General features: G+C 45.2%; 27 protein-coding genes, 1 pseudogene and 1 riboswitch. Of the genes and pseudogenes, 10 read left to right on the top strand and 18 right to left on the bottom strand.

What is annotated here, in order from left to right; genetic code table 11:
* Positions 1-87: 87 nt before the first annotated feature.
* Entirely contained in the window at positions 88-903 is an 816-nt protein-coding gene (locus tag OXI21_RS07595; RefSeq protein WP_279618961.1) for a transferrin-binding protein-like solute binding protein, read from the bottom strand.
* 110 nt (positions 904-1,013) lie between these two features.
* Positions 1,014-1,475: a glycine zipper 2TM domain-containing protein gene (locus OXI21_RS07590; RefSeq protein WP_279618960.1), complete on the bottom strand. Its 462-nt coding sequence runs from the start codon at positions 1,473-1,475 to the stop codon at positions 1,014-1,016.
* Positions 1,476-1,737: 262 nt separating this feature from the next.
* On the opposite strand from OXI21_RS07590, the pseudogene OXI21_RS07585 reads away from it, so the two are divergent.
* From OXI21_RS07585 to OXI21_RS07570, 4 genes and pseudogenes are all read left to right on the top strand, one after another.
* Positions 1,738-2,709, top strand: a pseudogene (locus OXI21_RS07585) (EamA family transporter).
* Positions 2,710-3,092: 383 nt separating this feature from the next.
* Positions 3,093-3,578 carry a CopY/TcrY family copper transport repressor gene (locus OXI21_RS07580; RefSeq protein WP_279618958.1) on the top strand — a complete coding sequence of 162 codons (486 nt, stop codon included), beginning with the start codon at positions 3,093-3,095 and terminating at the stop codon, positions 3,576-3,578.
* 9 nt (positions 3,579-3,587) lie between these two features.
* Positions 3,588-5,819: a heavy metal translocating P-type ATPase gene (locus OXI21_RS07575; protein ID WP_279618957.1), complete on the top strand. Its 2,232-nt coding sequence runs from the start codon at positions 3,588-3,590 to the stop codon at positions 5,817-5,819.
* Positions 5,820-5,983: 164 nt separating this feature from the next.
* On the top strand, positions 5,984-6,436 hold the full coding sequence (locus OXI21_RS07570) for a YiiD C-terminal domain-containing protein (protein WP_279618956.1): 453 nt from the start codon (positions 5,984-5,986) through the stop codon (positions 6,434-6,436).
* A gap of 197 nt (positions 6,437-6,633) precedes the next feature.
* Here OXI21_RS07570 and recJ read toward each other — a convergent pair whose 3' ends face one another.
* The 6 genes from recJ to pssA all read right to left on the bottom strand — a co-directional run bounded on the left by recJ (position 6,634) and on the right by pssA (position 12,076).
* Positions 6,634-8,343 (bottom strand): single-stranded-DNA-specific exonuclease RecJ, encoded by a 1,710-nt coding sequence (recJ, locus tag OXI21_RS07565; RefSeq protein WP_279618955.1) that lies wholly within the window; start codon positions 8,341-8,343, stop codon positions 6,634-6,636.
* Positions 8,344-8,383: 40 nt separating this feature from the next.
* Complete coding sequence (locus OXI21_RS07560) at positions 8,384-9,388, bottom strand: hypothetical protein (protein WP_279618954.1); 1,005 nt, start codon at positions 9,386-9,388, stop codon at positions 8,384-8,386.
* 2 nt (positions 9,389-9,390) lie between these two features.
* Positions 9,391-9,606, bottom strand: coding sequence for a sulfurtransferase TusA family protein (locus OXI21_RS07555; RefSeq protein ID WP_279618953.1), 216 nt, complete (start codon positions 9,604-9,606; stop codon positions 9,391-9,393).
* 81 nt (positions 9,607-9,687) lie between these two features.
* The gene (rimI, locus tag OXI21_RS07550) at positions 9,688-10,227 is read right to left on the bottom strand and encodes a ribosomal protein S18-alanine N-acetyltransferase (RefSeq protein WP_279618952.1); all 540 of its coding nucleotides are present in this window, start codon (positions 10,225-10,227) and stop codon (positions 9,688-9,690) included.
* The gene (locus OXI21_RS07545) at positions 10,224-11,300 is read right to left on the bottom strand and encodes a uracil-DNA glycosylase (protein ID WP_279618951.1); all 1,077 of its coding nucleotides are present in this window, start codon (positions 11,298-11,300) and stop codon (positions 10,224-10,226) included. Before OXI21_RS07545 ends, rimI begins: the two co-directional genes overlap by 4 nt.
* Positions 11,300-12,076, bottom strand: a complete 777-nt coding sequence (gene pssA / locus OXI21_RS07540; protein ID WP_279618950.1) for a CDP-diacylglycerol--serine O-phosphatidyltransferase — start codon at positions 12,074-12,076, stop codon at positions 11,300-11,302. The genes OXI21_RS07545 and pssA overlap by 1 nt, the downstream gene beginning before the upstream one ends.
* 129 nt (positions 12,077-12,205) lie before the next feature.
* Between pssA and folA the strand changes: the two genes are divergently transcribed.
* On the top strand, positions 12,206-12,706 hold the full coding sequence (gene folA, locus OXI21_RS07535) for a type 3 dihydrofolate reductase (RefSeq protein ID WP_279618949.1): 501 nt from the start codon (positions 12,206-12,208) through the stop codon (positions 12,704-12,706).
* 125 nt (positions 12,707-12,831) lie between these two features.
* Here the strand turns inward: folA and purB are convergent, their stop codons facing one another.
* The 5 genes from purB to OXI21_RS07510 form a co-directional block, all read right to left on the bottom strand.
* Complete coding sequence (purB, locus tag OXI21_RS07530) at positions 12,832-14,211, bottom strand: adenylosuccinate lyase (RefSeq protein WP_279618948.1); 1,380 nt, start codon at positions 14,209-14,211, stop codon at positions 12,832-12,834.
* A gap of 10 nt (positions 14,212-14,221) precedes the next feature.
* The gene (locus OXI21_RS07525; protein WP_279618947.1) at positions 14,222-14,611 is read right to left on the bottom strand and encodes a DUF423 domain-containing protein; all 390 of its coding nucleotides are present in this window, start codon (positions 14,609-14,611) and stop codon (positions 14,222-14,224) included.
* A gap of 58 nt (positions 14,612-14,669) precedes the next feature.
* The gene (locus OXI21_RS07520) at positions 14,670-15,020 is read right to left on the bottom strand and encodes an ArsC/Spx/MgsR family protein (RefSeq protein ID WP_279618946.1); all 351 of its coding nucleotides are present in this window, start codon (positions 15,018-15,020) and stop codon (positions 14,670-14,672) included.
* Between the two features lie 96 nt (positions 15,021-15,116).
* Positions 15,117-15,764, bottom strand: a complete 648-nt coding sequence (locus OXI21_RS07515; RefSeq protein ID WP_279618945.1) for a thiamine diphosphokinase — start codon at positions 15,762-15,764, stop codon at positions 15,117-15,119.
* A gap of 3 nt (positions 15,765-15,767) precedes the next feature.
* The gene (locus tag OXI21_RS07510; protein WP_279618944.1) at positions 15,768-16,943 is read right to left on the bottom strand and encodes a glycosyltransferase family 9 protein; all 1,176 of its coding nucleotides are present in this window, start codon (positions 16,941-16,943) and stop codon (positions 15,768-15,770) included.
* Positions 16,944-17,132: 189 nt separating this feature from the next.
* Here OXI21_RS07510 and ppa point away from each other — a divergent pair, with 189 nt between their 5' ends.
* On the top strand, positions 17,133-17,678 hold the full coding sequence (ppa, locus tag OXI21_RS07505) for an inorganic diphosphatase (RefSeq protein WP_279618943.1): 546 nt from the start codon (positions 17,133-17,135) through the stop codon (positions 17,676-17,678).
* 122 nt (positions 17,679-17,800) lie between these two features.
* On the opposite strand, the gene speG is transcribed toward ppa, so the two are convergent.
* From speG to thiM, 5 genes are all read right to left on the bottom strand, one after another.
* Complete coding sequence (speG, locus tag OXI21_RS07500) at positions 17,801-18,400, bottom strand: spermidine N1-acetyltransferase (RefSeq protein WP_279618942.1); 600 nt, start codon at positions 18,398-18,400, stop codon at positions 17,801-17,803.
* Positions 18,401-18,490: 90 nt separating this feature from the next.
* The gene (locus OXI21_RS07495) at positions 18,491-18,832 is read right to left on the bottom strand and encodes a metalloregulator ArsR/SmtB family transcription factor (protein WP_279618941.1); all 342 of its coding nucleotides are present in this window, start codon (positions 18,830-18,832) and stop codon (positions 18,491-18,493) included.
* A 135-nt stretch (positions 18,833-18,967) separates the two neighbouring features.
* Positions 18,968-19,390 (bottom strand): peptide-methionine (R)-S-oxide reductase MsrB, encoded by a 423-nt coding sequence (gene msrB / locus OXI21_RS07490; RefSeq protein ID WP_279618940.1) that lies wholly within the window; start codon positions 19,388-19,390, stop codon positions 18,968-18,970.
* A 415-nt stretch (positions 19,391-19,805) separates the two neighbouring features.
* Positions 19,806-20,597, bottom strand: a complete 792-nt coding sequence (gene thiD, locus OXI21_RS07485; protein ID WP_279618939.1) for a bifunctional hydroxymethylpyrimidine kinase/phosphomethylpyrimidine kinase — start codon at positions 20,595-20,597, stop codon at positions 19,806-19,808.
* Positions 20,598-20,660: 63 nt separating this feature from the next.
* Positions 20,661-22,187, bottom strand: a complete 1,527-nt coding sequence (thiM, locus tag OXI21_RS07480) for a hydroxyethylthiazole kinase (RefSeq protein ID WP_279618938.1) — start codon at positions 22,185-22,187, stop codon at positions 20,661-20,663.
* 60 nt (positions 22,188-22,247) lie between these two features.
* Positions 22,248-22,359: riboswitch (TPP riboswitch) on the bottom strand.
* Between the two features lie 216 nt (positions 22,360-22,575).
* On the opposite strand from thiM, the gene OXI21_RS07475 reads away from it, so the two are divergent.
* The 4 genes from OXI21_RS07475 to OXI21_RS07460 all read left to right on the top strand — a co-directional run bounded on the left by OXI21_RS07475 (position 22,576) and on the right by OXI21_RS07460 (position 26,262).
* On the top strand, positions 22,576-23,076 hold the full coding sequence (locus OXI21_RS07475) for a PH domain-containing protein (protein WP_279618937.1): 501 nt from the start codon (positions 22,576-22,578) through the stop codon (positions 23,074-23,076).
* Positions 23,077-23,200: 124 nt separating this feature from the next.
* On the top strand, positions 23,201-23,455 hold the full coding sequence (locus OXI21_RS07470) for a rhodanese-like domain-containing protein (protein ID WP_279618936.1): 255 nt from the start codon (positions 23,201-23,203) through the stop codon (positions 23,453-23,455).
* 159 nt (positions 23,456-23,614) lie between these two features.
* On the top strand, positions 23,615-25,261 hold the full coding sequence (locus OXI21_RS07465) for a Na+/H+ antiporter (RefSeq protein WP_279618935.1): 1,647 nt from the start codon (positions 23,615-23,617) through the stop codon (positions 25,259-25,261).
* Positions 25,262-25,368: 107 nt separating this feature from the next.
* Positions 25,369-26,262 (top strand): ribonuclease D, encoded by an 894-nt coding sequence (locus tag OXI21_RS07460; RefSeq protein ID WP_279618934.1) that lies wholly within the window; start codon positions 25,369-25,371, stop codon positions 26,260-26,262.
* Positions 26,263-26,266 lie beyond the last annotated feature (4 nt).

Here is a 26,266-nt window from a genome sequence, read left to right as displayed (position 1 = left end):
ACTTAAAAACCAGTCACTGATCTATTTCAATCAATCTATGACTGGTTTTTTATTGCCTATTGGTTTCTTAATAATATGCCCAATTGATTAACGTTTTTCGGCAGCAAACGATCCCACCATACCATTTTCTTTAGAACTATTAAACGCGCCCGAGAGCTCTTTTGCATTGTTACCGTTAAATTGCCCATTCAGCGTTGCGGTATCACTCGCGGTAGAGGCCGTTCCATCAAATTTATTCCCCGTAATCGCGCCATTTAAATCGATTTTACCCTGATTTCCCGGGAGCGTAATATCCCCTTTGAGCGAACGATCTCCAAAATCAACCGTTAGCATCGTCTTGCCCTCATGAATTTGATTGGGATATTGCCCGATCGAGCCATAATGCTGACTTTTATCCATGACAACGCTCGCGAAACCTGAATAAGTTGCCGCCCCCTGTTTTGGCATCTCCGATTTTGGCGTGCTTACCCCGCCGCCATAAGCCGCCCAACGATTTTTTCCGCGCCCTTCATCAATATTAACAAGCCCAAAAAACGAGCTGGAATTCGCCTTACCATTTCGATTAAGCGAATTATCCACGCGCCAGAGACGACCTTGGTCATCACCAAAAGTTGCCACTCTATTATGCCGCTCAATCACCGTTTCTCTGCCCGATTCATCAATCAAAGTGACTTTTAGCGGTTTACCACTTTGCATGCTTTCATCAAGGAGTTTTTGCGGGATTTCAACCAGCGGAAAGGATTGTGTTTCCCCTTCAACCGGAGGCTTGGGTACATCAATCACCGGCTTATCCGTATCGCCCCATTGCACCGAAAGCGACGCATCCGCGCCACAACTCATCAAAAGTAGCGCGCTACCTAAAACGCCGATTTTAGCGAAAGGTGATAACAATTTAACAGGCATGGAAATCCTCCCTTGATATAAAAAACGCCCCAGATCATCTCTCTGCGGCGCTTTGTTTTATGATGTAAATGATAAATGCAATACGATTCTATCTTCAAGAACCTTTTAGCTTATAGAGGTGAGACGTTGATGCGATTGCCACTTCCCACCATGCGCACACGTTGCCCAACTTGGAAAGGGGTTGGTCCTTGCGTTTGCACTACCGCGATAACGCCACCGCTATCCCGTTCGATCTCTAATTCAACGGCACTTGAGGCTCCAATGGCAGCGCCGGCTTTATTCCCTGCAAGACCGCCTAAAATCGCACCGCCAGCAACGGAAATTCGTTTACCTGAACCACTTCCCACCGCACTTCCGAGCACACCCCCTAAGACCGCACCCGCTGCAGAACCGACTTCCGCATCCGATTTATCTTTCACCGTCACAGGACGCACCGCAATTAGGCGACCATAACTCACATTTTTCACCTGTTTCGCATCGCCTACGGTATAGACATCTCCCGAGTAGAGCGATCCATCGCTGCATGCGGCCAACACAAAGAGCGATAAAGGGAGTAACAATAATTTTTTCATGAATATCGGTTCCTTTTAATGACTATTTTCACTATTATAACTCATGGTTATCACAATTAACCATATAAACCTAGCTAAATGCACCACCTAAAGCAGATAGCATAGTCCATAATTTCAAAAGGATCATTCCATTTTATCCCGCGCCACACCCCCGGATGCGTGATAGCGTGCGCTCAAAAAGCCGACCAATCTGAACGACCTTCACCAATTAAATCCATCATTTAACGCTAACGGGAATGCTACGCGCATTCATTTTATATCTATGACGACCGATCGACTCAGTACTAACGCCAAATTAAATCAATTCTCCCCCGCCACCTTTAAGATGGCGCTTTCAATGATTATCTTCGGCTCTGTGGGATTTTTCTCCCAGCATACAGGGCTTCCCGCGCTTGAGCTCGTCTTCATTCGCTGCGTTGCCGCATCACTCTTTTTGGGCTTTTTATGGGTGGTGACCGGAGGTGCAAAACGGGAAGTTTGGCATAAGCGCGAAGTGATTCAAATTATGATCTGCGGTCTGTTTTTAATTTTAAACTGGGTCTATCTCTTTAAAACGATCGAATATTCAGGCGTCACCATCGCCATTTCGCTCTACCATCTTGCGCCGGTCATCGTGCTCTTTTTGGGGGCATTTATCTATAAAGAATCGCTCACTCTGCCCGTTGTGCTCGCGATGCTCTTCTGTTTTATCGGCATTATTGCGATCGCTCTTGATAAACCAAGTGGCGGCGTTCAGACAGAATTTTTGTCAAAAGGGATTATCTGGGGTATTCTCTCAGCTGTTTTTTATGCGCTTTTAACCTTGACGGGAAAAGGCATTCATAAGATGAGCGCCTATGCCACAACGCTTCTGCAAGTGATGCTTGGCGTTGCAATTCTTAGCCCTTTTGTGGATTTTTCCGCTTTTCATGATCTCACTGCAAGCAATTGGGCCTACATTACCGTCACCGGCTTTTTGCATACCGGCATTGTGTTTTACCTCTTCTTTGCGAGCATTCGTGAATTATCAACGCAAACCATCTCAATTCTCGTCTTTTTAGATCCACTCGTGGCGATCTTTATGGATCTCTTTATTACCGGATTTATGCCCTCTTTCTACCAGTGGATCGGCGTATTACTGATCTTTGGCGGAATGGCGCTTACCCTACTTCCGAAACGCTACGGGCAATAAAATCATAAATTTAAGAACTTAAGAATTTCAGACAAACAAAAAGCTATTCTCTCTAATAGATGAATAGCTTTTTTCATTCGCGCCGTTATTATTTCGATTGACCTGTCCTAAAGAGGATTTACAGGGACTCTTAAATCTCAAAATAATAGAGAAGATACGCGATCACAATCACGGTAAGCACAGCGCCTAATACCACAGCTGTATACTTTAAAAATTGCATTCTACACTCCCTACAATGCAAGGTGCCGCTTTATACCATGCGCACGCTTGCTGATTTAATGTCTAAATTTATTGAGACCCTATTGTACCCTGCTCTTCCTCGTTTTTAAAGGAAAAATCGTTTCTAAATGAAAGCGATTCCCATTTATTCATTGACTCTTTGCCCTGCCCAAACTACAATTACTCCATAAAACGACATCTGTAGTCATACTGTAAAAGGAGTGCTTATGGCCGCCGATCTAAAAATCGACATTACCGATTCTGAATGGGAAATTATGCGCGTGCTCTGGACACAAAAAGAGTGCACCAGCAACGATGTGATCCGCATTTTAAAAGAGAAGATGAACTGGCAACCAACCACCATTAAAACCCTGCTCGCCCGCCTGGTAAAAAAGGATCTCGTCGGCACTGAAAAAGAGGGAAATCGCTATCGTTATCGCCCGCTTGTGTCAGAATCTGAATCGTGGGAAGCGGCAACGGATTCGCTGTTTGAGCATATTTGCGCGCAGAAAATGGGCCGGAAAATTGCCTCGATGATTCGCGCCTCAAAACTCTCGTTTGCCGATATTGAGATGCTTGAAGAGACGCTTAAAAAGAAACGCCAAAGCGCCGTTGCCGCCATTGATTGCGATTGTACGCCAGGGCAATGCGGCTGCGAGCCCGGAACCTGTAGCGCAACGCAGACGATCGAGCCCCCTAAATCCATTAATTAAGGAGACCCCATGAGCCAAACAACGACTCCCCAAAAAACCGTCAGCGCGGATGAGCGTATTCGTCTCAACGTGATCGGTATGACCTGCACCAACTGCTCTGCCGGCGTTGAACGTGTCCTCAATCGTGATAAAGGCGTAGAAAAAGCCTCGGTCAGCTTTGCCAATAAACGCGCCATGGTCTCGTTTGATTCCACTAAAACCGACATCGACACCCTGATTAAACGCATTCAACGGGCAGGATTTGACGCCATTGTCGATGATGAGTTTCACCGTGAAGAGATGGAAGCGGCGCAAAAAGCCTCCCTCCAAAAACTGCAAAATAGACTCATTATCAGTGCCCTTTTAAGCGCACCAATGCTTCTTGGGATGATCTTCCAAATGCTCGGCAGTAACGCGGGCTGGGTCAATTTCGTCCACACGCCTTGGGTTCAATTGCTCCTCACAACGCCCGTTCAATTTTGGATCGGTTCGCGTTTTTATAAAGGCGCCTACACCTCCCTTAAAAATCGCTCGCCCAATATGGATGTACTCGTTGCCCTTGGCACCACCGCCGCGTTTCTCTACAGTTTTTATAATGGGTTTCTCGGCGGCAATCCGCACCATCTCTACTTTGAAAGTTCCGCGGTCATTATCACCCTAATTTTACTCGGGAATTTCTTTGAAGAGCGAGCCAAAAGTCGCACTGGCGCGGCCATTAAAGAGCTGATGGAGCTCCAAGCAAAAACGGCGATTCGTATTGATGCAGAGGGGAATGAGAGCGAGATCGCCATTGAAGAAGTGGTAATTGGTGATCTTCTGCTAGTTCATCCGGGAAAAAATATTCCCGTCGATGGCGTTGTGGTCAAAGGTCACTCCACCATTGATGAAAGCATGCTAACCGGCGAATCAATCCCGGTTGAAAAAGGGGTTGAGAGCGAGGTGTTTAGCGGAACGATCAACCAGAGCGGCATTATCACGCTTCGCGCCACCAAACTTGGCCATGAAAGTACGCTCGCGCGCATTATTAAGATGGTAGAAGAAGCGCAAGGAAGCCAAGCGCCCATTCAAAAAATCGCCGATCGCGTTTCAGCAATCTTTGTCCCGACCGTAGTCACTATCGCACTCTTAACGCTCGTTATAACATGGTTTATCACGCACGATTCCGCTAAAGCGATTATGCATAGCGTTGCGGTATTAGTGATTGCTTGCCCTTGCGCGCTCGGTCTTGCGACGCCGACCGCCATTATGGTAGGAACGGGGCTTGGCGCTCGCAACGGGATTTTAATTAAAAATGGCGAAGCCCTTGAGCGAGTCTCAAAAACTAATGCGCTCATCTTAGATAAAACCGGCACCATTACCGAAGGCCAGCCTGAAGTGACCGATTTTATCGCACTTAATACAACCTCCGAGCAAGAAGCGTTAACCATTTTAACCGCGCTTGAGCGTAACTCAGAGCACCCCCTTGGGAAAGCGATCTATCGCTACGGATCGGCTCAATGTGACTCCCTTCCGGAGGTGAGTAATTTTAATGCGCTCGTCGGATCGGGCATTGAGGGAACTATTGACGGAAAACGCTACTTTGTCGGCTCGCCTCGCTTTATGGCCGAACAGTCGATCAATCTTAACGCACACGAAATGGCGCAAAATGAGCTTGAAGCGATGGGAAAAACCGTCATGCTGTTAAGCAGTGAAACCGAATTAATCGCAATGGTTGCTGTGGCTGACCAAGTCAAAGCCCGCTCAAAAGAGGCGATTGCTTCTCTTATGGCTCGAGGAATCGAGGTCTATATGATGACCGGCGATAACAAGCGCACCGCAGAGAAAATTGGCGCCGATGTTGGGCTCGATTCCAGCCATATTTTTGCCGAAGTATTGCCGGAAGATAAAGCGGCGCACGTTGAAGCTCTGCAAGCAGCGGGGAAAAACGTGGCCATGGTGGGCGATGGGATGAATGACGCGCCTGCGCTAGCGCAAGCCGATACCGGCATTGCCATGGGAACCGGAACAGATATTGCGATCGAAAGCGCCGACATCACCATTATGAATGGCGATCTTATTAATCTCAATCGCATGCTCAATCTCTCCCATCTCACCATGCAAAAGATTAAGCAAAATCTCTTCTGGGCGTTTATCTATAACTCCATTGGGATTCCCTTTGCGGCGCTCGGGTTCTTAAGCCCGATTGTCGCCGGTGCTGCGATGGCCTTTAGCTCGGTCTCCGTGGTCACCAATAGTCTTCTCCTCAATCGAAAAAAGATTTAGCCTAGAAATCGTAAAATTATTTAAACGCCCTCATCATGAGGGCTTTTTTGCTCAAAAAGCATGCGGTATTTTTTAACGAAAATCTTATAATAAATGTGAATAGCGTTTAGCGTTAATGACAATAAAAATCCATACAAATAATAATACACCTTGAGAGCTTCATTATGACTGATACCAAAACGTACTTACAAACCCTACTCAATCATGAAATTCCGTTAACCCATGCCCTTGGAATCGAAGTGGAATCGTGGCGCGACAGCCGTCTTACCCTGAATCTCCCCCTTAAACCGAATATGAATCACATGAGCACTGCCTTCGGTGGAAGCATCTACTGCGCAGGCGTTATTGCCGGCTGGAGCTGGGTGCATCTCTATCTAAAATCCCATGACATTACCGAGCCACATATCGTCGTGCATCACGCTCATATCGATTACCATCTCCCCGTTAAAGCCAATGCGCTTGCAGTCTGTAATCCCCCTGAGAGTAAAACACTTGAGAAGTTTACCAAGGTATTTAAACGCTATCAAAAGGGACGTTTAGAGCTTGTTACCACCATCGAGGTAGATGGCGAGATTGCCGCGACCTTTACCGGACAATTTGCCGTTTATTGTGATTAATAAGTGATTCAATTATTGCGGGCATAAAAAAAGACACCCCGGAGGGTGTCAAATAACGATCGTTAAATTGAACGATCGGGGAGGAAAATAATCTCCTATAGTGTAGGAGAGTTTCATCATTTATTTGTGAAAATTTTCAACAGCCCCGATATTTATCGTAAATGACGCATCAATTGATGCCATCAATTAGTCATTCGTTAAGCCGTCACCTCAAAATAATCGACGATCATTTGAAAGTTTCTCCGACCCATCCATTCGTTCACATCAAGCTTAAAGGCACAATGAACACGCCTTGCATTATCGACGATTTGATGAGCTTGGAAAAAGGCGATCGCATCGAAAATCTCACCAAATTGCGGGTGTTTCAACGTCATTTTAATGTGCTGATCTTTTAAAATGCGATAGTTCATCAATTCAAATTCCGCATCAAAACAGGGCTCGGGAAATTCTTGTCCCCACGGAAATGCAAGCCGAAGCTGATCGGCAATCCGCGTGCTATAGGCTTCTATCGGAAGCTCGCCATCACTGTAGATCACCTGGTTAAAGGTCTCATCGCTCACAAAGCGCGACACCTCCTCCTCAAGTGATTCACGAAACTCATCAAAATGGCGCTCAAGGAGCGATAATCCCGCCGCCATCGCATGCCCACCAAAACTTAAAATCATACCCTGATGTTTTTGTGCCACATTGCTTAAAATATCGCGAATATGGAGACCTTTAATGGAGCGCCCCGAGCCTTTTAAAACGCCCTCATCATCATAGGCAAAGATAAAGGTCGGACGGAAATATTGCTCTTTAATGCGCGAGGCAACAATCCCGGTAACGCCCTGATGCCAGCTCTCATCATAGAGTGCGATACTATTGGGAAGCGTCTCTTCTTTGAGTTTCAATGTCGATAAAATCACATCGGCCCGTTCGCGGGTCTCCCCTTCAATCTGCCGGCGCGCTTGGTTTAATTCATAGAGCTCAAAGGCATATTTTCGCGCAGTGGGATAGTCATTGGCGAGCAGACATTCAATGCCGATCGTCATATCATCAAGACGCCCTGCCGCATTTAAAAGTGGCGCAAGCCCAAATCCGATATCACTCGTTGAGAGCGAATCACGATCTTTCGAGGAGGCTTCAATCAGCGCATTAATCCCATGAATCGTGCGACCATGACGAATCCGCGCGAGTCCCTGCTGGACAAGGCGTCGATTATTGGCATCCAGTGGCACCAGGTCCGCAACGGTGCCGAGCGCGACAATATCGAGATATTTACCTAAATTGGGCGGATTTTCACCAAAATACCCCTCTTCATGAAGCCGTGCCCGCACACTTAACAGGAGATAATAGATCACCCCAACGCCCGCAAGCGCTTTACTTTCAAAGGGGTCGCCCTCTAAATTGGGATTCACAATCGCGTCTGCCTCGGGAAGCGTTTCTGGAGGTAAATGGTGATCGGTAACAATCACCTTCATTCCAAGGGATTTCGCAAGCGCCACCCCTTCAATATTCGAGATCCCGTTATCAACCGTAATTAAAAGATCCGGAACCTTATCATAGGCGAGTTTATTGACGATACTGCGGGATAAGCCATACCCATCAAATACGCGATGCGGCACTACATAACGGATATTTCGGTGCCCAAATTCATGGAAAATCCGCATCGATAACGCAATGCTCGTCGCACCATCGACATCATAATCGCCCACCATCACAATCTCTTGATTCTCTTTAATCGCAGTGACCACGAGATCGGTGGCTTTTTCAATATTTAAGAGTGAATGGAACGGTAAAAGATGGCGAAGCCCGAGATCAAAATCCTCTTTTGAGGTGAGTGGACGGCGCTGTAAGATGGTGTTAATAAAATCAGGATAGAGCTCGGATTGAAGCGAATGCTTCGGCTCACGACGAATAATTTTCATAGATACGATTTAAATGGAGGTCAAAATAGAAGTCAAAATATTAACGATGAGTAAAATGATAGCTGACTTTAGGACGGCGCAGGCTAAATCTAAAATTAAATCTCCGCTCATATTGGTATCGGCATCCTAATCCATCATCAATAATGAGGCGCCCTACGGTTTTATTTTCAACTGCCCGCATCACTGGTTCAAGATATTTCGCAATTAGGCGCTCACGGGCCGCTTCCCACAGCGAAAAACGCTCATAGGAGAGCTCGTGCAGGAGCGTATCATCAATAATGCAGATATGTTTATGATTTTCAATCATCTGATCGATATCGGCAAGCCCAACGTCCAGATCAAAATAGGCCAACCCTAAATGCTCCGCAAGTCCGCGATAGATCGGGTTTTGCGCAAAGATTGCCGTGTAGTGATAATCTTTTACGAGCGGGATCGTGCCGCGATTTCCCCAAGGCCAAATGTATTGAATCGGTTCTTTTTGGTGCTGATTGAGCGGTAAATTTTGGAGCCAATTGCGCGCTTCTTTAAAACGCAATTGCCATAACGGCGCATCACTGCCTGATAGGCCAATTGTCCGTAAACTACGATCTTGAATCAACCAAGGAACCGTTGACGAAACGTCCGCATAATCCCCAAGTGAGAGATACCAGTCCCCCTCTTTGGTAATGATGGAATCTTCCGCAAAGGAGAACTCAGCCGCAAACGCACCAGCGATTTCGTGGACAATTTTAGGGTTAAAGTTAATCCGATTATGCCGATTAAGCAGGCTTAATTTAAACCAATCAGTGGTTTTAGAGCGAAACCCAATCCCACGAATTCCATACCATGCCCACGGCACCTGATCAGAGATGCTAAAAAGCTCCGTTAACGTCGCTTGAAATGATGCAAATGGAATCGTTTCATTGAATGGCTTAACCGTTTTCGATGAACGACTAATAATCTTATCGAGTGATGAGTTCGAACTGTAATTTTCCAGCAACGGCTTCCAGTCAGCATCTAAAATTCCGCTAAATCCTGGCAATAAGAAAAAAAGAGTCGGCTTCATACTTATTTTTCAATAATAAAAGTGTAGATTCCATTTACTTCAGACAGCTCTACAAGTGTGGAAGTTGTACGACTCAAATACGCTTTGAAATCGATCTCGGCATGAGCATCGGTTGCGAGAACTTTAATGCGCTCGCCCTCCGCCATATCACGCAGTGCTTGTTTGGTTTTCAAGATCGGCATTGGACAATTTAAGCCTGTTAAATCAAGTTCTTTCACGCTTGTATTTGCTCCATTAAAATCACCCCTGCATTTTTCGGCAGCGGATGAGGTCATCTGTCGTCAATTTATATAATGTAATTAAAATAATTGAGTCATCGTATCATAAAAAGTGTACGCCATCACGATTGCATCTTCCCGCTTTTCTGTTTCCGTCGGATAATAATTTTTCCGTAAACCTATCTCATTAAAGCCACGTTTTTCATAGAGTTTTATCGCTGGAATATTGGATTTTCGCACCTCTAAGATCATCATCGAGATCGGCGCATTTTTTGCGCTTTGTAAGAGATAATCGAGCAAAAAGCCACCATAGCCACGCCCCTGAAAAACGGGGTCTACTGCAATATTAAGCAGGTGTAATTCATCGGCAATCTGCGATAAGAGCGCAAACCCCACGATTCCCTCTGTATGACTTTTCAAGACAACTTTCGCCCCTTGAAAATGCATCGCAGCATCAAATGTTTTCTGATCCCACGGCACTACATGCGCCGCCTGCTCAATGCGATAAATTTGATCGAGATCATCTTTATTAATAGCAAACACTTGAAGTGCACCATCGTCACTTTCAAAGAGCAGCTCCTCTTTGTTTGATTCTCTCGCTGCATCACTTGAGTCCATCATGCGAGTGCTCCTTTAATGCGTTTTAATTGTCGCCAACTCGCCGCTTTTAGACGAATATTTTGCGAAATAAGTTCAGGTCTTGAAAGTAAATATGTTGGATACTGCTTACCGCCTAATTCAAGTGCTTGAGGGCGTGAGGCGAGCTGATCATAGGGAATCTCTTTAGAGAGTAAATTCCGCGCAACATCGCGCCCAACGAGCACAATCACTTGCGGATTAATTGTTTCAAGCTCTGCAATTAGATGCGTTTGGCAGCGCTCTTTTTCGCCCTCACTTACCGGCGACAGTTGCGCAGGCATGCATTTTACAAAGGGCGTGATATAGAGCGATTCAAGTGGCAGATCAATGGCTGAAAACAGCTTGGCAAAAAATGCACGATCCTGCTTAATAATCACTTCCCCCGCCACCGCTTCACTTCGAAGGGGCGCATCGGTAATGATAAAAACTCCGCCCTCGCCACTGCCAAAACCCACCACCGGTTGTGGGCGCGTTAAATGAAGCTCACACGCGGTGCAATCATGAATTGCTTGTTCAAGATCCGATAAGTTCTCTTTTGGTGGCAGAATAAACCGTTTAGGCGGATCGATCAACGCCTCTAATGAGACCGTTACCACCGAATCATCTCCCTCCTCGATCACTTGATTAGAGAGTACATGCGCCTTACCAATCTCTACTTTCATCTGCTCCGCAATAGAATATTGAGGCTGCGCGTTAGACTGAGATTGCGACGATAACGCCGACGGCTCCACTGCTGGCTCATTATTTCCCAAAGAGGCCATAATTGCGCGTACACTTTGCGGTGCGCCTCTTGATTCACTCGGACTATATGACGAACCCTGCGATTCACCAAGCTGACCATGCTCACCATACTGACCATAGGGATCTTGCAATTGCTTGGCACTTTGACGCATCTCACGATATTCCACCGCAAGCGTTTCAGCTTCTTCACGGCCATACCAAAGCGGTATCCCCATCGCATTAAGATAACGATATTGCTCTAACGGATCGTAAGGTGTCATCTCAATCTCATCCATCTCATCCATCTCGCTCTGCTCAGCTAAATAATCAGGCATTATGACCGATTACGACGCTTTAATTGCGCACGACGATAACAACGGCACCCCATATAAACAGGGCCTGAAAATCCATAAATCAACATAGTTAAAAAGAGTGTTTTTGCTGGAGATGCCAATAAAAATCCGCTATAGACGACAACGGGGATCAGTGCAAAAAACTTCACCTGTTTATTCATATTGATGGTTTTAAAGCTGTAAAACTTCACATTAGAAACCATCATCAGCGCCGTATATACCGTTAAAATAAGCGCTACATATTCCATCTGTTCGCCGGTTAATCCCACCGCCATAGAAAACCATACAAGGCCCACCACGATCGCTGCCGCCGTTGGACTTGGCATCCCGACAAAGAAACGTTTATCAACGCTCCCAATCTGCACATTAAAGCGCGCTAAACGTAACGCCGCACAGGCAAGATAGAGATAGACCGCAAACCAGGAAAAATTCGCCACAATCTTAATTGTCGCATCATTCATTAACCCTTTAAGCGACCATTCATAGATAATAATCGCCGGCGCAACGCCAAAGGAGATCAAGTCCGAGAGCGAATCATACTGCTCGCCAAAGGCACTTGAGGTATTTGTCCAGCGTGCAACGCGTCCATCCATTCCATCGAAAATCATAGCGATAAAGACCAGCATCGACGCTTTAATATAGTATCCATCCAGCGCTAATAAAATCGCCGAGAAGCCTGATAAAAGCGCTGCTGTGGTAATTAAATTAGGTAAAATATAGATAGCATTACCTTTGGGTTTATTTGTGTGTTCTGACATAATAAATCGTACTGAAATTCCGAAAATGGGAGGAGTGATTAGTATAAGGGCTCTCGCTTGATATTTAAAGCGCGAACCTTTATCTTACTACACTTCGGCCTCTTCTTTACTACTTGCGAGTCAAACTTTATGTCAAAACCGATCGTCTCTTTAATTTTAGCCATGTCTGAAAATCGCACCATTGGGGATAATAATGCACTTCCTTGGCATCTTCCCGATGATCTTAAGTTTTTTAAAGCGCACACTACCGGCAAAACCGTCATTATGGGGCGTAAAACCTTCGACTCGATCGGCAAACCGCTTCCCAAACGCACCAATATTGTGCTCTCTCGCAATGAAAAACGTGAGATTCCCGGCACGATCTGGGTCTCCTCGATTGAGGAAGCCCTTGAATATGCAAAAAATGATGACGAGGTGATGATTATGGGCGGCGCGAATCTCTATAAGCAGGCGCTTCCCTATATGGATCGCCTCTACTTAACGCGCGTTGATGCGGTGATTGAGGGCGATACGCAGATGCCCGAAATTGATCTAACCGGGGCAACCCTCACCTTTGAAGAGCATCATCAGAAAGATGAGCGCCATGCCCATGAATTTACCTTCCAAATTTGGGATTTTAATCGTGCTTAAATTTAAGTAAATATTAAAACATTAATCCATCAGACAATACAAAAAAGCTCCAACTCGATCATGATCCGTTGGAGCTTTTTGTATCAATTCAATAATTACATACTAATGCATTACATCAAACGCGCTTAGTCGATCGCTTTTGCGAGCTTCTCAGCTAAACCGGTGTATGTGCCAGGCGTTAACGCTTTGAGTTCTTTTTTCGCATCGGCAGAGAGTTCGAGTGAATCGATAAATTCATCTAATTGTGGTTTGGTGATGCGTTTACCACGCGTGAATTTTTTGAGACGCTCGTATGGACGATCGATTCCGTCACGGCGCATGACCGTTTGAACTGCTTCACCCAATACTTCGACGTTTGCGTTTAAGTCTGCCATAAGCGCTTCTTCGTTCACTTCAAGTTTTGAGTGACCGCGGAGTAAGCTCTTATAACCAATGAGTGAATAGCCAAATGCTGAGCCTAAGCTACGTAGCACCGTTGAGTCACTTAAGTCACGTTGCATACGTGAAATAGGAAGTTTTTCCGCAAAGTGATTGAAAAGTGCATTGGCAACGCCTAAGTTTCCTTCTGCGTTTTCAAAGTCGATCGGGTTAACTTTGTGAGGCATTGTAGATGATCCCACTTCATCGGCGATCATTTTTTGGGTGAAGAAATGATGGCTAATGTAGTTCCATGCGTCACGCGCCCAGTCGATGTAGATGGTGTTGATGCGCGCCATAATGTCACAAAATTCTGCGATATAGTCGTGGCATTCGATCTGCGTTGAGTATGGGTTAAAAGTTAAGCCTAAATCGTTTTCGATAAAGTCTTGAGCAAAGCCTTCCCAATTAAAATCAGGATAGACCACTTTGTGCGCGTTATAGTTACCCACCGCACCGTTGATTTTACCTAGGTATTCTTGCGCTGCGAGCTGCTTCATTTGACGGCGAAGGCGATAGATTACGTTGGCGATCTCTTTACCTAATGTGGTTGGCGTTGCAGCTTGTCCGTGTGTGCGTGAAAGCATTGGGACAGAGGCATTGTCGTGCGCCATTTTTTTAAGTGAATCGATCACTTCTTCAAGCTCAGGAAGCACGATTTCATTGATCGTTTCTTTAAACATTAAGCCGTATGAAAGGTTGTTAATGTCTTCTGAGGTACAGGTAAAGTGAACAAATTCTGATGATGCCGTTAACTCATCATTACCGTGCGCTTTAACGCGATTTTTGATCCAGTATTCAACCGCTTTCACGTCGTGGTTTGTTTCGCGCTCGATCTCTTTAACTTCCATCGCATCATTTGGTGAAAAGTTTTTCGCAAGATCGATTAAGAATGCTTTTGCATCATCACTAAAGTTAGGAATCTCTTTGAAATGGGGCTCTTCAGCGAGTTTGATGAGCCATTTGATCTCAACAAATACGCGGAATTTGATTAAACCATACTCGCTCACCTCGAGGGCTAACGCTTTTGTACGGTTCGCATATCGCCCATCAAGAGGTGATACAGCTAAAATTGAATTGATACTCATTACATCTCCTTTACTTATGACTCAAAATGTCCACTTTAGACGTGAGCACAGCTGACAAAAATAATCCCCAACCAATAATAAAGAGTAGACCACCTATGGGGGTAATGTAACCTACGTTTTTAACTTGAATTAGACCGATCGTATAGAGGCTTCCCGAAAAACAGAGCGTCCCTAGAATAAAGGCGATCCCCGCCATTTTCAGCAGGCGACGATTCGATAAAAAGACCATCAACATGCCCGTTAAAATGATCGCAATCCCATGAAACATCTGATATTGAACGCCGGTATGCCACACTGGCAGTTTCGCCCCTAAATGTGGCGCTAACGCGTGCGCGCCAAACGCCCCTAAAATAACGGCAAGGAGTGAAAAAATTGCTCCGATTGAGATTAAACCTTTCATAGCCTTCCTTCTGTTTTTCTTCTCTATTAACGTGCTTTCTGCCTTAACCGGCCCAAAACTAATCAATTAATGCTGCGATCAAATCCGCCGTTGGGCGCGCAATTACGGCCTTTTTACCATTAGACACGATCGGACGCTGTAAAACGCGCGGATTTTCCGCAATAAAGATAAATTTCTCCGGCGCCGAAAGCGAATGCCATGAGCCTTCAATCACTTTAAATTCATCTTCACCCATGCGCACCATCGCATCAAGATCGCCCCCAATTAAGGTATAGAGCGCTTGAATATCGTCTGCCGTGAGCGTTCCTTCGAGATAATTGACCGTTGTAAATTCAATCCCATTTGAAATTAAAAACTCACGCGCCGCACGCGATTTTGAGCAATCACCGTTGTAATAGATCGTCCACATGATCGAGATTCCTTCTAATATTTGATTCTATTTACTAAATTAACAATTATTTAATCTATCTTTAAATTATAACGTATTTTGCTGGCCAATTTCAGCCTATGCAACGGTTTTAGGTGGCGGCGCATGATAAAGCCAACCGCGCCCTGCTTGGCACGATGCCTTAATTGCCGTTTCTTCTGCTTCATTACTGATGGAGAGCCCAAATCCGGCATTTAAATCCGCATCTTGTAGAGGCCATTTTGTGCCTGTAAGCGTAACGCCCGTTAAATCTTGCAGTGGCAAAATACTGATGAGATCACCTTTTTGAGCAGGAAAAGTATGGGAAGAATCGGTAAGCGTTTCTAGAAATTGAATGCCGTCAGAATAGATAAAATGCGTGGCTGAATATTGGAGCGGCAGCATTAAGAGCGCCATTTGATGATCGAGCCGCCCGCCCATACCGCCGAGCATAATAATGGAGTTAAATCCGCGCCGAATCGCTTCGCTTATGGCAAGTTCAGTATCAACTTCCGACTTTTCTCGCGGATGCACAATGTGCGGAATCGAGTGATAAAAGGTTTGATCATCATGGCTTGAGGAATCAAAATCCCCAATCCAAAGATCGGGAGTCATATTGAGCGTTTTAGCATGTTCAATCCCCCCATCCACTGCAATAACTAGCGCTCGATCTTTAATAAAATGAGCGATTCGCTCGGTCATCACCAGCGTCCCTGGAAGCAGTAAAATCGCGGGGGAATGAGTCATATATTACGCCTCGACCTCTCTATTTTTCTGCTCGCCCGCCTCTTGCATGGCGAGTTTCAAATCATCGAGATTTGGCAGCGCTTTAATCACCCGATCGGGTTCAATGTCCGCCACATGATGGCGTCGTTTTTCATTAAAAATGACGATACTATTTTTAAGATCGATCGGCACCCACTCCGGCGTTTTAAGACGCATTAGCGCAATCACCGGTACTTTCACCGCGTTCGCAAGATGCATAACCGCCGTTTCAACCGAAATAATAAGATCCATCACGCCAAGCATCGCCGGCAATTGGAAAAAGTTCTCCGTCGCGCTAAAGAGATGGACATTTTGAATATTGGCCGCATCGAGCTCCGCTTTTGTCGCCGCAAAGGCCTCGGGAACCGAGTTCACCACAAAGAGCGTATCGCGCCACTCCGGCATCTCATTCATTTTTTGGGTCAATTCGATCACATGGGTCATTGGCCAGCAACGTTTTTTATTTTTCGCAAATGAGTTGATAAAGACGCGCCGTTTTTGCACAGCATCCAAACGAATCATCTCATCACTGGCCCAGGTTTTCCACGTCTCGGGAATCTCAATAAAGGGATATTTCTCTTTTTTTGTGAGCTCAATATTGCCGATCTGCTTAAACCAGTGACCATATTCATCGCTCACGTGATGTTCAGGGCCGCGTTCAGCCGGTTTTACCTCAATGCACGCATCGAGCGATTTACGAATCTTTTTCGCACTTAGCTGGAAAAGTCCCGGCTCAAAATCCATCGCACAAGCAAATCCTCTATCGCCAGCAATTTTTCGCGCAAGCGCTGCATAATGAGAGGGGGATAATGTCGCAAGAGAGACCACCGCATCATACTGCTCCGTGCGTGCTAAATTAATCGCCGCTTCATAAAGATCGGGACGATAATTTTCGCAATAGACCGTATTGTAAAACGGTGTTGCTTTGATCCAGTCGTAGAGAGAATAATTTTTTAATGCCTCCCATTTGGTCTCATCGGAGGTACGGCGACGATCATCAATAAAGAGATCAATCTTAATGTGTGGATAGGCCTCGTGAAATGCCTTAAAGCAATTTTGTAGATAGGTGTAATCACCGATGGCGAGATGCACAATAAAGAGGATTTTATCGGCGTTTTGAAGACGTTCGAGCGGGATAATTGGGTTTATTTCAGCTGTCATAACATTCATTTAATCGATTTACGGAGCCAAGCTCCTATTTATACCACTAAAGAGCGATCGCTTGGGGATTTATGCTAGCAATTGTACAGTTTTTATAGATTAAATGTGTTTTTAATTTTTAGCAGGTATAATTAAAAGTCTCAAATTGAGCAACCAAATTCATTCAACCATATGAGGTTTTATAAAGATATGAGTTTTAACAACGTTCCTGCAGCGAATGATTTAGATAAAATTACCCAAGATTTCAACTGCATCATTGAGATCCCTGCTGAGTCTGATCCTGTTAAATATGAAGTCGATCACGATACAGACCTAATCTGGGTTGACCGTTTTGTCGGCACCAACATGCGTTATCCCGCCAACTACGGCTACATTCCACAAACATTATGTGATGATGGCGACCCGCTTGATGTATTAGTGATCACCCCATTCCCATTAATTCACGGTTCAGTCGTTCGTTGTCGCCCACTTGGCGTTTTAAACATGACTGACGAATCAGGCGGCGATGCGAAACTTGTGGCAGTGCCAATCAGCAAGCTTTGCCCTATGTATAACAACATCCAATCGTTTGATGACCTGCCAAAACTTCTTGTAGATCAGATCGAATTCTATTTCGCAAACTACAAAGGACTTGAAAAAGGCAAGTGGGTAAAACTTGATGGTTTTAGCGATAAAGCAGCGGCTGAAGCTGAAATTATGAACTCACTTAAACTCTTTAACGAGAAAAACCAATAAACGTTTCCCGTTTAAATAAAAGTGATAGAAATGAAAAACCTCTTAAGTGTTATTCACGCCTAAGAGGTTTTTTTAATACATCATGTTTACTGCATCAATTTGTGTCACAACAGCCATTAAACTTAATACTCAATTTCGTTATTTAAGATGAGATCTTCATCTTCAATCTCATGGTGAGCTTCTTCGCGGATCTTCTTATATTGTTCAAAAAATTGATGCTGAAAAATGCACATGCGGATCGCGTTACGATATTCCCCATCGCTGAAGAATTCATGTTTTAGTACGCCCTCCACCTCAAATCCAAGTTTTGAGTAGATATGTTTTGCTTTTTCATTCGCCTCATCGACAACAAGATAGAGCTTGTAGAGATTGAGCGCTGAAAATGCATAATCCATCGCGAGCATCGTGGCAATTGAAGCATACCCATGTCCCTGATGATTTGGCGCGATAATAATCTGAAATTCTGCCCGGCGGTGCGCGTAATCGATCTCCATCAATTCAACGAGTCCAACCTTACTCTCGCCCAGCACTTTTTCAAGCACAAAACGGCGCTCACTCTTGTCGTGAATGTGTTTATGATATAGATCGGATAGCTCTAAAAACGACTCATATGGCTCTTCAAACCAATAACGCATAATCATCGCATTATTATCGAGCTGATGAACAAATCGTAAATCTTCCCGCTCAAGCGGTCTAAGCTTTAAATAACTATCACGAATCATGGTTTACTCTCTTAATCACACAAAATGACAGATAAACAACGGGAGTCGGCGCTCTATTTGACCTTTGATAATTGATCGTTTGAATCTCAATTATTTCTCTTGAGTCGCGTTATCGTCCGCATCTTTTTCGCCCAACTCGGGCTGGCAGAAAAGCTCATACATACATTGCAGTAACGTCAGTACTTTCGGACTTTTGATGGAGTAGAAAATACGTTTTCCATCGCGACGGGTATCCACTAAATCTTCATTGCGCAAAACGCCAAGCTGTTGGGAAAGCGTCGGTTGCATGATGCCAGTTTTTTCTTCGAGCTCACTGACAGAGTATTCCCCTTGGCTCAAATAGCAAAGAAGCATTAAACGGTCTTCATTGCTCATACTTTTTAAAAATTGTGACGCATCACACGCTGCTACGCGCATTTCACCAATATCCATATTGTCTCCTTAACTAAACACTTTACCCTTTGCCAATAGTATCAATCGATTAACCAATTGTCACAATATAGGGTGATAAAATGTCGTTATATTACTTATTAAATCAATCAATAGCCAACTACACAATCGTTTAACTTATTTAAAATACTCCAGATATTCGCCATACCCTTCGCGCTCAAGATCGGCTTTGGCAATAAAGCGAAGCGCTGCGGAATTGATGCAGTAACGCAATCCGCCAAGCGCCTCCGGCCCATCATTAAAAACGTGACCTAAATGCGAATCAGAATCATCACTTCGCACTTCGGTACGATGATACCCATAGGAAAGATCATCATGCTCGGTGATTTGCGAGTCTTCCACAGGCTTTGCAAACGCGGGCCAACCACAGCCTGCGTCAAATTTATCATGGGAGAGAAAGAGCGGTTTACCGGAGACAATATCCACATAAAGCCCCTCTTCAAAATGGTCATGATACTCATTTTGAAACGGTGGCTCAGTGCCATTTTCTTGTGTGACGTGATATTGCATTGCCGTTAACTTGTTTTTTAAATCACTCATCTCAATCTCCTAACCTGCCCTCTATTGAACCTACTCTATGAAATTTGCAATGATTCGATATCAATCTGAATTAAACCTGCCACTCCAACCCTAGATAAAGCGCTAAGGGGCAAGTCATTTGCGTTAAACGATAACGATTCTCTATTATTATATCCAACTTTTATTTTTTCGGGAAACTATTGCCCATGAAAAAACCCTGTAAGGAGATTTAGGCCTCCTTCAGGGCTAATTTAACCATCAAAATCGATATAATATCGTGCGGTATTCCTATTTAATCAATTGAATTGATTAATCTTACATCTAACAATTAAGACAATTCAGATACAAGAACGCTTTCATCAATGATTTTCATACCTAAACACTTCTTTACACAAAAGTGACCATAAAAGCGATGAAAATCGTGATGTGGATAAACCTACCACCAGCGATAGAAATGATGCGTCGGACCAATGCCTTTCCCCACCTCTAAACGATCGGCATGCTCAAGCGCGCCGGTAATATATTCTTTTGCTAAACGGACTGCTTCGACTAAGCCATGCTCAGGATAGAGCGCTGCGATTGCTGCCGATAAAGTGCACCCCGTCCCATGGCAATTTTTCGTTTTCACACGTTTTGCATCAAAACGGATGACCTCATCGGCAGTGACGAGCACATCAGGACTCTCATCACACGCTAAATGCCCGCCCTTCATCAAGACCGATTTTGGCCCAAGTTTAAGGAGCGCTTGTCCCTGCTCGACCATCTCTTCATAATTTTGCGCCTCGCGCGTTTCTAAAAGCGCCGCCGCTTCCGGTAAATTGGGCGTAATAATGCTTGAAAGAGGCAACATTTCATCGCGAATGGTATCCACCGCTTCTTGTACTAAAAGGGGATGCCCACCTTTTGCAATCATCACCGTATCAAGCACCACAAACAGTTGTGGATGATCACGCAATAATTTTGCTACAAGCGCTACAATCTCAGGATTCACGAGCGCCCCAACCTTGACACTATCGACGCGCACATCATCAATCACTGAAAAGAACTGTTTTTCCAGAAAATCGAGTGGCGTAGGTAAAACCGCCTGTACCCCTTGCGTATTTTGCGCAACTTGCGCGGTAATCACCGACATTCCATACGCTCCAAGCGCCGAAAACGTCTTAAGATCCGCATGAATCCCCGCACCGCCGGAAGGGTCAGTCCCTGCAATGGTTAATGCATTAATCATTCTTCTCTCCTTACGTATATGGGTTTTATCTGTTTAATACTTATCTACTGAACTGTGATCTAGTTAACACGATGATTCCTCAAGTACACGATCGATTGCTGTGCGTAATATTCTTGTTGCCGCCTCGACATCTTGTTGACCACAAATTGCTGACACTACCGATACACCCGAAACACCCGCTCGCATCACCGATTCAACATTACTTGTTTGAATTCCCCCAATCCCAACCAATGGAAGCGGACTCAGTTCAACTAATTCTACAAGTTTCTCAGGCCCGAGCATCGCGCGCGCATCAAGCTTCGTACTTGTTGTAAAGACAGGGCCGACGCCAAGATAATCCACCACATTTTGATCGGCCGCTAAAATCTCAGACGCATTGCCCGCTGAAAGTCCGACAATTTTATCCTCACCTAAGAGCTCACGCACCACATTTGGCGGCAGATCCGACTGCCCAACGTGCACTCCATCGGCATCCACCGCAATCGCCACATCCACCTCATCATTAATAATCAGCGGCACGTTATACGGTTTTAACAGCGCTTTTAGACGGAGCGCTGCATCGTACCAAATTCCTTTATCGGTCTTTTCTTCAAAACGGAGTTGCACCATCGTCACCCCCGCTTTCACCGCTTGCTGTGTGGTCGTAAGCATTCCATCAATGCCGCCGCACAGTGTGGGTTCAAGTACCAAATAGAGACGTAAGTCATCGGCGTTAAATTTTTCGCGACTTGATAATTCGCTTTCGTTTTGAATGGTTTTATTTAATTCATCCATGCTCAATCTATCAGCCGAAAGCGTTGATAATTCATCAAGTAGCGCTACTGAAAATGATCCCATGCCGCCCGCCATCGACATCTGCTTCATCACCGTCAGCTGATCTGCCTTCATTCCAGAATAGGCCATCATAAAGCAAGCACTCGTCGCGGCTTCTAACGGTGCGATTCCTGCCCCCACAAATCCGGCGACTAATGCTGAAAGCGAACACCCCGCCCCGGTCACTCGCGTCAGTTTTTCGCTCCCAACATTGATGGAATAGGTTGTTTCGCCGTCGGTGATGTAATCAATATCGCCCGTCATCGCCACAACAGTATTAAGCTTTTTCGCAAGAGATTGGGCGGTTTTTAAGGCGCTAAGTGGATCATCCATTCCATCGGGGCCTTTCGCGCTCGATTTTTCACCGGCAAGGGCTAAAATCTCCGACGGATTTCCGCGAATAATCGTTGGTTTATAGGCAAGAAGCTCATCACAAAAAACGGTACGAAATGGCAAAACTGGGCCAATCGCCACCGGATCAAGCACCCACGGAATCCCTTTTTGATGCGCAGTTTTAACCGCGATCGTCATCGCCTGCATAAATTCTTCGGTAATGGTGCCGACGTTAATGAGAAGCGCATTTGAGACCGAGACAAATTCCGCCGCCTCCTCTTTTGCGATCACCATTGCGGGAATGGCGCCGGAGGCTAAGAGCACATTGGCGGTAAAATTTTGCACGACATCGTTGGTCATACAGTGAACTAAAGGACGTTTGGCATGAAACTGCGCAAGATGGGGAGCCATTTCGCGGGCTCCAAAGGGAATGATATTGGGCATGATTTTCTCTCACATAACATGTAGGAAACCCGATTTTGATGGCCCAACGTGATGCGTTGTTATGTCAGAAAAAGGACTTCCTACGCTGGTTTTAACCAGATCAGGTTCTACGGGTAACTCTCAGCCAAGATGCGATAAATGATCGCATCCTCGGGCACCCCGGTCATGTCTTAGCGTATCAAAACGCCCCTCTTTTTTCAATCACTCCCGCCTCTTTCCCCATCTCTTTCACTCACGGATAAGCATCATAATCTCACATCAATTTCACCGATGGATCGCGCCGATAAAATGATGGTTAAAAACTCACTAATCGCTCGGTAAATTTGCTATAGTTAAGGGCTTATTCACCTTAAAATCCACCCAAAACATTTGGTTAAAAGAGTGCATTATGAGTTACGTTGATTCCGTCATCACCCCGCAAGAAAAAATCATTATTGTGGCGAAAACCCACTGGTTTATCTATATCAATCCGGCCATTTGGTGCATCATGGGGCTTCTCATTTTAGGTGGCCTTTATAAGATCGACGAGCTCTATAATCTTAATCTCTACGGAAAACTCTGGTATCTCTCCCTCCCGATATTTGCGATTGCACTCTACTTTTTTCTGCGTGCTTGGATCTATTCGATTTCAACGGAACTGGCCGTCACTGATCGCCGTGTCATTGCGAAATTTGGTTTTATTCGCCGCAATACCACTGAACTCAAACATTCAAAAGTTGAGAGTTTGCAGGTTAAACAGAGTTTAGTTGGACGCATTTTTGACTTTGGCACGCTGACCATTATCGGTTCCGGCGGTACGAGCGCCCCAATTCCCTATATCCGCGACCCGCTCTCCTTTAGAAGTGCCGCACTCACGCAAGATGAAGCGCAAAAAGAAGATGACGATTAATCAATAAACGTCTATTTAAGCTGATAAAGAGATTAAATCAGGCAGCAAGAGTCGCCGTGCTATGATTCTTTTCTCTCGATTCCTTCTATTTTGCCCACGATTTTACTAAAGCAAGGAGCCCTATATGCTGATCATTGATGTGCGCACACCGGATGAATTTAATGCCGGACATTTAGCCGATGCGATTCATATTGAATATCAATATATTTTAATGATGATCGATCAATATGCGCCGGATAAAACTGCTGAAATTGGGCTCTATTGCCACGCCGGCATTCGCTCAGCCTATGCGCAATATGCGCTTTTAGATGCAGGCTATGTCAATGCCATCAATCTTGGCGGATTTGATCAGTTAAAACGGCATTATCCCTTTGTCTAACCCTTAAAAAAGTCCGTTTAATCCTCACTATTATTCACAAAAAACTTTCCTTTAAAAACAACACCAAGCCCGCTTTAAGTGTCGCTTTTCCCTTGAATCAACCTCATAATGCGCTAAACTGAGTCAAATTCCTTCTTTCCCACAGCATAAGGTTTCGCTATGGACGTTTTACTCACGGTCTTACTGCTCATTTTAATGGCAGCCTCTTCCAGCATTATCCAGACATTTATTCCGATCAAAACCCCGCTTCCGATCTTGCAAATTGTAATCGGTTGCGCCGTTGCGCTCATCGGGTTTGAAGTAGAACTCCGCCCTGACCTTTTTCTCATTCTCTTTATCCCGCCGCTTTTATTTGAAGATGCGCGGAAAATGCCGATTTATGAATTTGTGCGCTCGGGAAGGGAGATTCTCAGCCTTGCGCTCACCCTTGTCTTTATTACCGTGATCGGGCTTGGATTTTTGATCCACTGGATCTTGCCTGAGATGCCGATCTACGTCGCTATTGCGCTTGCGGCGGTTCTCTCCCCAACGGATGCGGTGGCGCTTTCAGGCATTGTCGGGAAAGGCCGTCTATCGAAAAAGATGATGCGGATTTTAGAAGGTGAAGCGCTTATGAATGATGCCTCGGCACTGGTCTCCCTTAAATTTGCGATTTTAGCGGCGATCGGGACAATTTCCATTGCTACCACCAAGGATGTCGCTACGATTGGGCTCGATTTTTTAAAGCTTTCCGTCGGCGGATTGATAATCGGTGCTGGCGCCACTTGGATCTACCTCAAACTCGTCCAGCTCTTTAGTAAAACAAAAGATGATGATCCGGCGGTACAAACGATCTTTTTAATGCTGGTGCCCTTCTTTATTTATGTAATTGCCGAAGAGGCCGGTGTATCGGGAATTTTGGCCGCGGTGGCCTCCGGGATGCTTGTGGGGCACTCAGGGCTTATGACCCGCGCGCCGATTCAGATGCGATTTCGCGCCAATAGCGCTTGGTCGCTCCTTGAATATGTTTTAAACGGCGTCGTATTTATTCTGCTAGGCCTGCAAATCCCGGGCATTATTGAATACTCGATGGAGCGGGCAAATGCGGAAGTAACGATCAATTTTATGACGCTCTTTATCGATGTTTTTTGGATCTACGCATTTTTAATGCTGCTTCGTTTTAGTTGGCTGTTGACGATGAAGCTCTTTAGCCAATTTGTGTTTAAACGCTTTCCCATGCAATTTCGCGATTTTAGCGTGCGCGAGCTCCTCATTCTCACCTTTTCCGGCGTTCGTGGTGCGGTCACGCTTGCGGCAGCGCTTTCAATTCCCCTTATTATTGGCACCCGCTATCAAGTGATTTTTTTAGCGGCCGGCGTGATTGTTCTCTCGTTAATTGTTGGGGTGATTATTTTGCCGATTCTACTTAAAGGGTTTACCCTCGATCTCGCCTTTCAAGTGGAAGAGGAGACGAAAGCCAAAGAGCTGATGACCGTTGCGGCGACCCACGGCGTGCAGACTCTGCAAGAAAGACTCTGCAACAATACCGAGAGTGAAGAAGAGCAACAACATATTAAGCAAGTCGTTGGGCAAGTGCTCCATGAGGTTGAGCGTTATAACGGACAAACCGATTACAGCCCCGAGGCGCAAGAGCTCGAGCTTCGTATTCGTCTTACCGCCCTTCAATCACAGCGCGGGGAGGTTTACCGGTTAAAAGCTGCAAAAGCGATCAGTTTAGAGACTGCCGATAAGCTCATTTATGAGATCGATCTTGCGGAAACGTGGCTCCAAGGCAAACGTCGTAAAGGGGAAAAACCGTCCCACTAATCGCGCCGCTTTAAGAAATAATCAACCAATTATTAGGCGATTCGTCGCTAAATTGAGTGGCGCAACCTATAATAAACGTTTTCAAAGCCGTTAAAAGCATCAAAATTATGGAACATACGCTTCGTTTTATTCAGGATCAAACTAGCCTCGACAAATGGTGTCGGGCGCAATATAACACTATTTCGCTACTCGCGGTCGATACCGAGTTTATGCGGGTAAAGACCTATTTCCCGAAATTGTGTCTGATCCAATTAGCAACCGAAACGGAGCTTGTCTGCGTCGATCCGCTCGCCATTGATGATTTATCGAGTTTAAGCAATCTGTTAACGGCGCCGAATATCTTAAAAATTCTCCACGCCGCAAGCCAAGACATTGAAGCGATTGTCCACGAGCTCGACATTCTCCCCGCGCCCATTTTTGATACGCAGATCGCCATCAATGTGATGGGAGAACACGATAATTTGATGAGTTATCAAGAGATGATCGATCGTTATCAAGGCATTCATCTTGAAAAGGATCAAGCGCGCACGCAGTGGGATCATCGCCCGCTCTCGCCCCGTCAAATTGAATATGCGTACGACGATGTGCGCTATCTCATCAATTGCTATGAGATTCTTGAGTATCAAATTGCCGATAAAGGCCTTGGGTCCAATCTTAAAAATGCGCATAAAGTCTTTGAAGATCGTGCTCATTATGAACCTGATTGTGAAAATGCGTGGAAAAAGGTGAAAGGGTATAAGCGCCTCCGCCGTATTGAAAAACAGCTCTTAATGAAACTCGCAAAAGCACGGGAAATTATGGCCGTACGCCGCAATCTTCCAAAACGCTGGATTATTAAAGATCAAGAGCTCACCGAACTTTCCAAGCGGTTTTCATCACAGAATAATAATCTCGACACCGATGAGATCTTAAATAAATTTAATCCCGATATTAAAAAGACACTCGAAGAGGCGATCACCAATTTTTGGGATCTCGGTCGCGACAGCTCGACCTCACTTTAAAATG

The sequence above is a fragment of the Ignatzschineria sp. RMDPL8A genome, assembly GCF_029815055.1.
GTDB lineage: Bacteria > Pseudomonadota > Gammaproteobacteria > Cardiobacteriales > Wohlfahrtiimonadaceae > CALZBJ01.
Note: the sequence above shows the minus strand (reverse complement) of the source record. Positions and strands in the feature narration are given on the sequence as shown.

Bases quoted from the DNA above. Each gene is read 5' to 3' on its own strand.
- pssA (WP_279618950.1), bottom strand. From the start codon at position 12,076: ATGTCAGAACACACAAATAAACCCAAAGGTAATGCTATCTATATTTTA.
- OXI21_RS07560 (WP_279618954.1), bottom strand. From the start codon at position 9,388: ATGAAGCCGACTCTTTTTTTCTTATTGCCAGGATTTAGCGGAATTTTA.
- thiD (WP_279618939.1), bottom strand. From the start codon at position 20,597: ATGATTAATGCATTAACCATTGCAGGGACTGACCCTTCCGGCGGTGCG.
- rimI (WP_279618952.1), bottom strand. From the start codon at position 10,227: ATGATGGACTCAAGTGATGCAGCGAGAGAATCAAACAAAGAGGAGCTG.
- folA (WP_279618949.1), top strand. From the start codon at position 12,206: ATGTCAAAACCGATCGTCTCTTTAATTTTAGCCATGTCTGAAAATCGC.
- OXI21_RS07465 (WP_279618935.1), top strand. From the start codon at position 23,615: ATGGACGTTTTACTCACGGTCTTACTGCTCATTTTAATGGCAGCCTCT.
- OXI21_RS07520 (WP_279618946.1), bottom strand. From the start codon at position 15,020: ATGTGGACGATCTATTACAACGGTGATTGCTCAAAATCGCGTGCGGCG.
- OXI21_RS07525 (WP_279618947.1), bottom strand. From the start codon at position 14,611: ATGAAAGGTTTAATCTCAATCGGAGCAATTTTTTCACTCCTTGCCGTT.
- msrB (WP_279618940.1), bottom strand. From the start codon at position 19,390: ATGAGTGATTTAAAAAACAAGTTAACGGCAATGCAATATCACGTCACA.
- OXI21_RS07470 (WP_279618936.1), top strand. From the start codon at position 23,201: ATGCTGATCATTGATGTGCGCACACCGGATGAATTTAATGCCGGACAT.
- OXI21_RS07495 (WP_279618941.1), bottom strand. From the start codon at position 18,832: ATGGATATTGGTGAAATGCGCGTAGCAGCGTGTGATGCGTCACAATTT.
- OXI21_RS07590 (WP_279618960.1), bottom strand. From the start codon at position 1,475: ATGAAAAAATTATTGTTACTCCCTTTATCGCTCTTTGTGTTGGCCGCA.
- speG (WP_279618942.1), bottom strand. From the start codon at position 18,400: ATGATTCGTGATAGTTATTTAAAGCTTAGACCGCTTGAGCGGGAAGAT.
- OXI21_RS07595 (WP_279618961.1), bottom strand. From the start codon at position 903: ATGCCTGTTAAATTGTTATCACCTTTCGCTAAAATCGGCGTTTTAGGT.
- OXI21_RS07545 (WP_279618951.1), bottom strand. From the start codon at position 11,300: ATGCCTGATTATTTAGCTGAGCAGAGCGAGATGGATGAGATGGATGAG.
- OXI21_RS07510 (WP_279618944.1), bottom strand. From the start codon at position 16,943: ATGACAGCTGAAATAAACCCAATTATCCCGCTCGAACGTCTTCAAAAC.
- OXI21_RS07460 (WP_279618934.1), top strand. From the start codon at position 25,369: ATGGAACATACGCTTCGTTTTATTCAGGATCAAACTAGCCTCGACAAA.
- ppa (WP_279618943.1), top strand. From the start codon at position 17,133: ATGAGTTTTAACAACGTTCCTGCAGCGAATGATTTAGATAAAATTACC.
- OXI21_RS07575 (WP_279618957.1), top strand. From the start codon at position 3,588: ATGAGCCAAACAACGACTCCCCAAAAAACCGTCAGCGCGGATGAGCGT.
- OXI21_RS07515 (WP_279618945.1), bottom strand. From the start codon at position 15,764: ATGACTCATTCCCCCGCGATTTTACTGCTTCCAGGGACGCTGGTGATG.
- recJ (WP_279618955.1), bottom strand. From the start codon at position 8,343: ATGAAAATTATTCGTCGTGAGCCGAAGCATTCGCTTCAATCCGAGCTC.
- thiM (WP_279618938.1), bottom strand. From the start codon at position 22,187: ATGCCCAATATCATTCCCTTTGGAGCCCGCGAAATGGCTCCCCATCTT.
- purB (WP_279618948.1), bottom strand. From the start codon at position 14,211: ATGAGTATCAATTCAATTTTAGCTGTATCACCTCTTGATGGGCGATAT.
- OXI21_RS07580 (WP_279618958.1), top strand. From the start codon at position 3,093: ATGGCCGCCGATCTAAAAATCGACATTACCGATTCTGAATGGGAAATT.
- OXI21_RS07475 (WP_279618937.1), top strand. From the start codon at position 22,576: ATGAGTTACGTTGATTCCGTCATCACCCCGCAAGAAAAAATCATTATT.
- OXI21_RS07570 (WP_279618956.1), top strand. From the start codon at position 5,984: ATGACTGATACCAAAACGTACTTACAAACCCTACTCAATCATGAAATT.